The following is an 8,379-nucleotide window of genomic DNA, read 5'->3' as shown; positions in this document are numbered from 1 at the left end:
GCCTGCTCGCGATGGCATAGGCACATCCAGCATCACGGGTGACTGACACAGCGCTATCGCGAGAAGCCCGCTCCCACAGGGGATTTGCGGTGAATGAAGAATCTGCGGCTGGCAGCGATCAAGGGTGGGAGCGAGCCTGCTCGCGATGGCATAGGCACATCCAGCATCACGGGTGACTGACACAGCGCTTTCGCGAGCAAGCCCGCTCCCCCAGGGATTGTCGGTGAATGATCGATCGTGCCCAATACGCCACTGTTCCCGTTGGACGATGATGCAGGCAAGATGAAGGCCTGCAAGTCAGAACACAGGAAGCTGATCGTGACCGAAGCGTTTATTGTCGTTCAAACCGCCGAACAAGCCGTGGATCGTCTGGCTGCCCTGCACGAGCGTGCGACCACTGCGCTGAACCAGGCGCTCAAGCGGTACCTCAAGGATCGCATCGAGCCAGATGCCGAACAGCGTGCATTGTTTCGCTATCCGGCCTTGCGCCTGACCTATCACTGCCATGGTGAAGTCCCGCAAACCACTCGCGCCTACGCCAAGGTCCAGTTGCCGGGCACCTACAGTGTCACCGTCACCCATCCTGCTGCGTTCCGTAAATACCTGCTGGAACAGTTGGTCCCGCTGATGCACGACTTTACCGTCACCGTGGAAGTGGGTGTCAGCGAGCAGAACATCCCCTATCCCTACGTGGTGGAGCAGGGTGATGAACTGGCCGGCTCCGGCGTGACTGCCGCCGTGCTGGCGCGAGTGTTCCCCAGCACCGACCTGTCGGCCGCCACCGATGGCATTGCCGACGGCCTCTACGACTGGGAAAACACCGACCCGCTGCCCCTGGCGCTATTCGACGCGGCGCGGGTGGACTTTTCCCTGCGTCGGCTGGTGCATTACACCGGCAGCGACTGGCGCCATGTGCAGCCCTGGATCCTGCTGACCAACTATCACCGTTATGTGGACCAGTTCATTGTCCATGGCCTGGAGCAACTGCGCAGCGACCCGCGTTTTGTGCGCATGGTCCTGCCGGGCAACGTGATCATCGAAAAGGGCATGGACCACGGTGAAGCCTCGGCGATCGCCGCGGGCGTGGTCTGGCATCGCTACCAGATGCCGGCCTATCACCTGCAGGCCAACGACGGCCATGGCGTGACCCTGGTGAACATCGGCGTCGGGCCGTCCAACGCCAAGAACATCACCGACCACCTGGCCGTGCTGCGCCCCCACTGCTGGTTGATGATCGGTCACTGCGGCGGGCTGCGGCAGTCGCAGACCATCGGCGACTACGTGCTTGCCCACGCTTACATGCGTCGCGATGGCATCCTCGACCGGGTCGTGCCGCCAAACATTCCGATCCCGGCCCTGGCTGAAGTGCAGATGGCTTTGCAGCAAGCGGCGGCCAATGTCACCGGTGAAAAGGGCGACGAACTGAAGAAACGCCTGCGCACCGGCACCGTGCTGACCTACGACGACCGCAACTGGGAATTGCGCTGGGCCCAGGAGCGCCCGTTGATCAACCTGTCCCGCGCCGTGGCGGTGGACATGGAAAGCGGCACCATCGCCGCTCAGGGATACCGCTTGCGGGTGCCGTACGGCACGTTGCTTTGTGTCTCGGACAAACCGCTGCACAGCGAGATCAAATTGCCGGGTTCGGCCAACGCGTTCTACGAACGGGCGGTCAACCAGCACCTGAAGATCGGCATCGCGGCGCTGGACCTGCTGCGCAACGAACTCAACTCGCTGCACTCGCGCAAGCTGCGCAGCTTCGACGAGCCGCCGTTCCGCTGATGAACTGACCCCGGTTGAAGGGGCAGTGGTTATTTAACGGTCGGGCCACTAGCATGGTCGGCCCAGACCGTTAGATGTTGTGTTTGCCATGCCCCGTCCGCCACGTCCCGCTTCCCGCCGCCCTGGCGCGAAACCTCCCGCATCCGCCCCGCGCCGTGTGGCCAAGGCCCCGCCGGCCGAACCGAGGCTGATCCTGTTCAACAAACCTTTCGATGTGCTGACGCAATTTTCTGACGATCAAGGGCGGGCGACGCTCAAGGACTTTATCGACGTGCCCGGCATTTATCCTGCCGGGCGGCTGGATCGCGACAGCGAAGGGTTGCTGCTGCTCACCAACGACGGGCAACTGCAGGCCCGCATCGCCGACCCCCGGCACAAACTGGCCAAGACCTATTGGGTGCAAGTCGAAGGTGAGCCCAGTGCCGAGCAATTGCAGCGTCTGTGCGATGGTGTGGAGCTGAATGACGGCATGACCTTGCCCGCGCAAGCGCGGCAACTGGACGAACCGCAGCTATGGCCGCGCAACCCACCGGTGCGCTTTCGTAAAAGCGTGCCGACCCGTTGGCTGGAATTGGTGATTCGCGAAGGGCGCAACCGTCAGGTACGGCGCATGACCGCCGCGGTGGGCTTGCCGACATTGCGCTTGGTGCGGGTCAGGATCGGCGACTGGACGCTCGACGGGCTGGATCAGGGCCAGTGGAAGGAAGTGCCGGCGCGTTTATAAGGTGCCCGTCTCGATCAGGCCGATCACCACGCTCTTGATGACGAATGCCGCCACGCCCAGTCCCAGCACAAAAAACAGGATGAACGAGCCGAAACGCCCGGCCTTGGACTTCTTCGCCAAATCCCAGACGATGAAACCCATGAAAATGATCAGGATGCTGACAAGGCCCGTCATCATCCACTCTTCGAAAACCACAGGATCCATCGAAACACTCCGGCGTGGGCGAGGTTGAAAAGGCGGGGCGAGTATACGGCATGGGAAGAGGGCGAAGGATTGGGCTGCGACGGTGTGTCGCAGCTATTCATCGCCTGGGCGGACGCAGCGACGATCTCTTCAGTCGTGGTGGACACCGGCCCGCTTGAGCATCTGTTTGCAGCGTTCGGACAAGTGAAACACCCGCAGGTGCTTGCCGGCCTTGCTATAGCGTTCACGCAGGGTCTTGAGCGCGGCGATGGCCGAATAGTCGACAAAGCTCAAGTGGCGGCAGTCCAGGGTTACCTGGGACGGATCGTTGGCCGGGTCGAACTGGTTGAGAAACGGCGTGGTCGAGGCGAAGAACAGGGTGCCGTGCAGGCGATAGAGCTTGCTGCCGTCCGCTTCCAGATGCGTATCGGCGTACAGTTCCCGGGCCTGTTGCCAGGCGAAGTTGAGCGCCGCAATGACAATGCCGCACAGCACTGCGGTCGCCAGGTCGGTGAACACCGTGATGGTCGTCACCGCGATGATCACCAACACGTCATTGACGGGCACTTTGTTGATCACCCGCAACGAGGCCCAGGCAAAGGTCTGCTGGGACACCACGAACATCACGCCCACTAGCGCGGCCAACGGGATGCGTTCGATCAACGGCGACAGAAACAACACGAACAGCAGAACCATCACCCCGGCCACCACGCCGGACAAGCGACCGCGACCGCCCGAACTCAGGTTGATCACGGTCTGGCCGATCATCGCGCAACCGCCCATGCCGCCGAACAGCCCGGAGGCCATGTTGGCCGCGCCCAACGCCACGCACTCGCGGTCCGGGTAGCCGCGGCTCTCGGTGATCTCGTCGGTCAGGTTCAGGGTCAGCAGGGTTTCCAGCAGGCCGACCATCGCCATCACCACCGCATAGGGTGCGATGATCCGCAAAGTATCCAGGTTCCAGGGAATATCCGGCCAGACAAAGGCCGGCAGGCCGCCGGCGATATGCGCCATATCACCCAGGGTGCGGGTCGGCAGGCCGAAGAAGTAGACCGCCAGGCCAACCCCCAGGATCGCCACCAGGGCCGGCGGAACACTGCGGGTCAGGCGCGGCAACAGGTAGACGATGGCCATGGTCAGCGCCACCAGGCCGATCATCAGGTACAACGGGCCGCCGCTCAGCCAGGTCTCGCCACTCTTGAAGTGCTCCAGTTGCGCCAGCGCGATGATGATCGCCAGGCCGTTGACGAAACCGAGCATCACCGGGTGCGGCACCATGCGCACCAGTTTGCCCAGCCGTAACAACCCGAACGCCATCATGATCAACCCGCCCAGCAGCACAGTGGCCAGCAGGTATTGCACGCCGTGTTGCACCACCAGCGCGACAATCACCACGGCCATCGATCCCGCCGCGCCAGACACCATGCCTGGCCGCCCGCCGAACAGCGCGGTCAGCGTGCAGATGATGAAGGCACCGTACAACCCCATCAACGGGTTGAGATGGGCCACCAGGGCGAACGCGATGCATTCGGGCAACAAGGCAAAAGAAGTGGTGAGGCCGGCGAGGGCGTCGGCGCGAAGACGTGCTGGTTTCATGATTTTCCTGGCGGGGCAGCGCTTGAACATCGGCTGCCGTGGGCGTGGTGCAAAAACAGGGTGGGGATGGTACGGAATTGAGTGCAGTGCGGCCAGCCGCAAGAGGACGGTTTTGCATGAAAATCTTGCGCTGAATTTTCATCAACGCCGTGTCGCGATGTCCGTCAGCGACATTTCTTGCCTGTGTACGAAAATTACTTTCAGTACGTTTGAAGATTAATCCTCGAAATGATTTATGAGTTTCACAACACAACGACGTGACCCCATTCGAGGAGTAACGCATGGCCCCTGCATTCGGTTATTGGCTGTTGGTCTACGCGGCCATCGCCATCATTGCGCTGATCGTTTTGATCGCCCGATATCGGCTTAATCCGTTCATTGTCATTACGCTGGTGTCCATTGGCCTGGCGCTGCTGGCCGGGATGCCGCCGTCCAGTGTGGTCGGGGCGTATGAGGGGGGCGTGGGCAAGACCCTGGGGCACATCGCGCTGGTGGTGGCCTTGGGCACCATGCTCGGCAAGATGATGGCCGAGTCCGGCGGGGCCGAGCGCATGGCGCAAACGCTGATCGAGCGCTTCGGCGAGCGCAACGCCCATTGGGCGATGGTGTGCATTGCCTTCCTGGTGGGGCTGCCGTTGTTTTTCGAAGTCGGTTTCGTGCTGCTGGTGCCCATCGCGTTCACCATTGCCCGGCGCGTGGGCGTGTCAATCCTGATGGTGGGGTTGCCGATGGTCGCCGGTCTCTCGGTGGTGCATGCCCTGGTGCCACCGCACCCGGCGGCGATGCTGGCGGTGCAGGCGTTCCAGGCCTCGGTGGGGCAGACCTTGCTGTACGCGATCCTGATCGGTATTCCTACCGCGATCATTGCCGGCCCTGTGTATGCCAAATTCATCGTGCCGCGCATCCAACTGCCGGACGATAACCCGCTGGAGCGACAATTCCTCGACCGCGAGCCCCGGGCCAACCTGCCGGGCTTCGGTATCACCCTGGGGACCATCCTGTTGCCGGTGATTCTGATGTTGATCGGCGGTTGGGCTAACCTGATCTCCGAGCCGGGCAGCGGTTTCAACCAGTTCCTGCTGTTCATCGGCAACTCGGTGATTGCCTTGCTGCTGGCGACCCTTCTCAGCTTCTGGACGCTGGGCCTGGCCCAGGGCTTCAACCGCGAATCGATCCTCAAGTTCACCAATGAATGCCTGGCGCCGACGGCCAGCATTACGTTGCTGGTGGGCGCTGGCGGTGGTTTGAACCGGATCCTGGTGGACGCCGGGGTCACTCAACAAATCGTTGGCCTGGCCCAGGAATTCCAATTATCGCCGCTGGTCATGGGCTGGCTGTTCGCCGCCCTGATGCGCGTCGCCACCGGCTCGGCCACGGTGGCGATGACCACGGCCTCGGGCATCGTCGCGCCCGTGGCGATCGGTCTGGGCTATCCCCATCCCGAGCTGCTGGTGCTGGCCACCGGTGCCGGGTCGGTGATCTTTTCCCACGTCAACGACGGCGGCTTCTGGCTGATCAAGGAATACTTCAATATGACCGTCACTCAAACTTTCAAGACCTGGACCGTCCTCGAAACGCTGATCTCCCTGGTCGCGTTCGGCCTGACCCTAGGACTTGCACGCTTGCTTTAATCGCAGCGCTCCAACACAGGTGCCGTCATGGACATCCTTTACCAGATTCGCTCCCGTCAGGATTCCTTCAGCGCCGGCGAAGGAAGAATCGCCCGGCTGATGCTCGACGACGTAGGATTTGCCGCCTCGGCCAGCCTGGATGAACTGGCCCAGCGCGCCGAAGTCAGCAGCGCCACGCTGTCGCGTTTTGCCCGAACCGTTGGCTGCCGCGACCTGCGGGACTTGCGCCTGCAACTGGCTCAGGCCAGCGGCGTTGGCAGCCGTTTCCTCGACCCTGCCGGCGCGCCCGAGCAATCGGCGTTTTATGGGCAGATCGTCGGCGATATCGAGACGACGCTGCGTCAGCACCTGTCGGCATTCGAAGAGTCTCGGTTCGGCGACGCGGTGCGGATGCTCGGCAAGGCGCGGATGATTCATGCGTTCGGGCTTGGCGGTTGGTCGGCGTTGTGCGGTGAGGAGTTGCAGGTACGGCTGGTGCGTTTTGGCTACTCGATTGCCGCCTGCCGGGATCCGGTGATGATGCGCATCACCGCCACGTCATTGAGCCAGGAGCATTTGGTCATCGCCTGTTCACTCACCGGCATCACCCCGGAACTGCTCGGCGCGGTTGAACTGGCGCGCAGTTATGGTGCGGCGATCCTGGCCATCACCCGTGCCGACTCGCCGTTGGCCCGGCTGGCCGATGTGGTGTTGCCCCTGCAAGGCGCCGAAACCTCGTTCATCTATAAGCCCACGGCGGCGCGCTACGGCATGCTGCTGGCCATCGATGTGCTCGCCACCGAGCTTGCGCTGGCCCACCCCGAAGACAATCAAGAACGCCTGCGGCGAGTCAAACTCGCCCTGGACGATTACCGCGGCGGCGACGATCACTTGCCGCTGGGAGACTGAGATGCTGTACGACACGCTTATCCGCAACGCCCTGGTCATCGATGGCAGCAACACCCCCGCTTACAGCGCCGACGTGGCGATCCGCGCCGGTCGCATCGAGCGCATCGCCGACCTGCGCGATGCCCGGGCAATTGAAGAGATCGACGCCGCCGGCCGTGTGCTGGCGCCAGGGTTCATCGATGTGCACACCCACGACGACACGGTGGTCATTCGCCAGCCGCAGATGCTGCCCAAACTCAGCCAGGGTGTGACCACGGTGATCGTCGGCAATTGCGGCATCAGCGCTTCGCCGGTAAGCCTGCGGGGCGAGCCGCCGGACCCGATGAACTTGCTCGGCACGGCCCAAGCGTTCGCCTATCCGCGTTTCGAAGATTATCGTGCGGCGGTGGAGGCAGCCACGCCGGCGGTCAACGTGGCGGCGCTGGTGGGGCACACGGCGCTGCGCAGCAATCACATGGACGATTTGTTGCGCACAGCCAGCGTGGGAGAAATCGCCGCCATGCGCCAGCAGCTGCGCGAAAGCCTGGAGGCCGGCGCACTGGGGTTGTCCACCGGCCTGGCCTACGCCAACGCATTTTCGGCCTCCACCGACGAAGTCATGCAACTGACCCAGGAGCTGAGCGCATTCGGTGCGGTCTACACCACCCACCTGCGCAGCGAATTCGAACCGGTGCTCGAGGCCATGGACGAGGCGTTCCAGATTGGCCGTCACGCCCAAAGCCCGGTGATCATTTCCCACCTCAAATGTGCGGGTGCCGGTAATTGGGGGCGAAGCCCGCAAGTGCTCGCGGCGCTGGAGAATGCGGCGAAAACCCATCCGGTCGGTTGTGACTGCTATCCCTATGCGGCCAGCTCCTCGACCCTGGATCTCAAACAGGTGACCGATGCCCATCGCATCACCATCACCTGGTCGACGGCTCATCCGCACATGGGCGGCCGCGACCTGGCTGACATCGCCGTCGAATGGGACGTGTCGCTGCTGGACGCAGCGCGCCGCCTGCAACCGGCGGGTGCGGTGTACTACGGCATGGACGAAGGCGACGTACGACGAATCCTCGCCCACCCGTTGTCCATGGTCGGCTCCGACGGTTTGCCGGAGGACCCGTTTCCGCATCCGCGCTTGTGGGGCGCTTTCCCACGGGTACTGGGACATTTCAGTCGTGACGTCGGGCTTTTTCCGTTGCACACCGCCGTGCACAAAATGACCGGCCTTTCCGCAGCGCGCTTCGGTCTGAAGGACCGTGGTGAAGTTCGTGAAGGGCATTGGGCGGACCTGGTGTTGTTCAATCCACACACCATTCGCGACGTGGCCGATTTCAACGAACCTCAACGGGCTGCCGAAGGGATTGATGGCGTGTGGGTCAATGGTGTCTTGAGCTATCGCCAAGGGCAGGCAAACGGGCGCCGGGAAGGGCGGTTCCTGGCGCGCGAGGGCGATCTGCGCCAGGGGTTCAGTCCATCGAATGGCGTATAAGCGGCTGAGTTTGGGTAAATTGGCGTCACAATAATGGCACTGCGACACTAAAGAAGCCGGATCTAAGGCCGAAGCACTAAGGTCAACCCATCTACACTGGG

General features: G+C 62.7%; 7 protein-coding genes. 5 read left to right on the top strand and 2 right to left on the bottom strand.

Going from position 1 to position 8,379, the window contains the following annotated elements; all coding sequences use genetic code 11:
- The first annotated feature begins 282 nt into the window (after positions 1-282).
- On the top strand, positions 283-1,782 hold the full coding sequence (gene amn, locus MA884_RS17740) for an AMP nucleosidase (protein ID WP_256231735.1): 1,500 nt from the start codon (positions 283-285) through the stop codon (positions 1,780-1,782).
- Between the two features lie 157 nt (positions 1,783-1,939).
- Entirely contained in the window at positions 1,940-2,506 is a 567-nt protein-coding gene (locus MA884_RS17735; protein WP_256231734.1) for a pseudouridine synthase, read from the top strand.
- Here MA884_RS17735 and MA884_RS17730 read toward each other — a convergent pair.
- Together MA884_RS17730 and MA884_RS17725 are read right to left on the bottom strand one after the other, a co-directional pair.
- Complete coding sequence (locus tag MA884_RS17730) at positions 2,501-2,710, bottom strand: DUF2788 domain-containing protein (RefSeq protein ID WP_047230243.1); 210 nt, start codon at positions 2,708-2,710, stop codon at positions 2,501-2,503. The two genes, MA884_RS17735 and MA884_RS17730, sit on opposite strands and share 6 nt — an antisense overlap.
- A 129-nt stretch (positions 2,711-2,839) precedes the next feature.
- Positions 2,840-4,285 (bottom strand): SulP family inorganic anion transporter, encoded by a 1,446-nt coding sequence (locus MA884_RS17725; RefSeq protein WP_256231712.1) that lies wholly within the window; start codon positions 4,283-4,285, stop codon positions 2,840-2,842.
- Between the two features lie 281 nt (positions 4,286-4,566).
- Between MA884_RS17725 and MA884_RS17720 the strand changes: the two genes are divergently transcribed.
- From MA884_RS17720 to MA884_RS17710, 3 genes are read left to right on the top strand one after another with little or no spacing between them, the layout of a single operon-like run.
- Positions 4,567-5,916 (top strand): gluconate:H+ symporter, encoded by a 1,350-nt coding sequence (locus MA884_RS17720; RefSeq protein ID WP_256231711.1) that lies wholly within the window; start codon positions 4,567-4,569, stop codon positions 5,914-5,916.
- A gap of 27 nt (positions 5,917-5,943) precedes the next feature.
- Positions 5,944-6,804 carry a MurR/RpiR family transcriptional regulator gene (locus MA884_RS17715; RefSeq protein ID WP_092394525.1) on the top strand — a complete coding sequence of 287 codons (861 nt, stop codon included), beginning with the start codon at positions 5,944-5,946 and terminating at the stop codon, positions 6,802-6,804.
- 1 nt (position 6,805) lies between these two features.
- Positions 6,806-8,278 (top strand): amidohydrolase family protein, encoded by a 1,473-nt coding sequence (locus tag MA884_RS17710; RefSeq protein ID WP_256231710.1) that lies wholly within the window; start codon positions 6,806-6,808, stop codon positions 8,276-8,278.
- Positions 8,279-8,379 lie beyond the last annotated feature (101 nt).

Source organism: Pseudomonas sp. Q11 (genome assembly GCF_024494355.1).
In the GTDB taxonomy this organism is placed as follows: Bacteria; Pseudomonadota; Gammaproteobacteria; order Pseudomonadales; family Pseudomonadaceae; genus Aquipseudomonas; species Aquipseudomonas hefeiensis.
Note: the sequence above shows the minus strand (reverse complement) of the source record. Positions and strands in the feature narration are given on the sequence as shown.